Annotated in this window: 1 protein-coding gene; it reads left to right on the top strand. The window is 61.3% G+C overall.

Annotation, left to right across the window (positions count from 1 at the left end; translation table 11 throughout):
- Positions 1-674, top strand: a 674-nt coding sequence (locus SNL23_RS15475; protein ID WP_318302663.1) for an Ig-like domain-containing protein, incomplete at both ends; no start/stop codon positions are given.

Below are 674 nucleotides of genomic sequence, written 5' to 3'. Positions count from 1 at the left end.
CTGGAAATCGACACTTCTGCGCCGGGCTTCCCTGACACCCCGACGATTGGCGCAATCACCGACGACGTGGGCGCTGATCAAGGGCCGCTGAACGATGGCGACAGCACTGACGACACCACGCCAACCCTGAGCGGCGGCGGCTTGGCGCTTGGCGACACAGTCGACATCTACGATGGTGGCGAATTGATCGGCACCGCCGACGTTCTGGCAGACGGAACCTGGAGCTTCACTCCGCCTACGCCGTTAAACGATGGCGACCATGTACTTACCATCATCGCTCAAGACCCTGCGGGTAACCGCAGCGACGAGTCAGCACCGTGGACCATCATTGTTGATACCACGCCACCCGATGTGCCGACATTGGACAGCGTTTACGACGACCAAGGTACCATCCAGGACTTCCTGGCACCGGGCGATGTCACCGATGACGCGACCCCAACCTTGCGCGGTACCGGTGAGGCAAACGGCCAAGTGGTTATCTACGACTTCGGTGTTGAAATCGGACGTGCCGACGTACAGTCTGATGGCACCTGGGTGTTTGAGCCGAGCTTGCCACTGGCCAACGGTCCTCACGAACTGACGGTCAAGGCAGTCGATACCGTCGGCAACCTCAGCGCAGCTTCCGACCCGTTCGACTTCACCCTGTTGGCAGGCGGCGCTCCGGCTGCACCTGC

This window comes from Pseudomonas sp. SED1, from assembly GCF_034044025.1.
GTDB lineage: Bacteria > Pseudomonadota > Gammaproteobacteria > Pseudomonadales > Pseudomonadaceae > Aquipseudomonas.
This window is presented reverse-complemented; position numbering and strand designations above follow the sequence as displayed.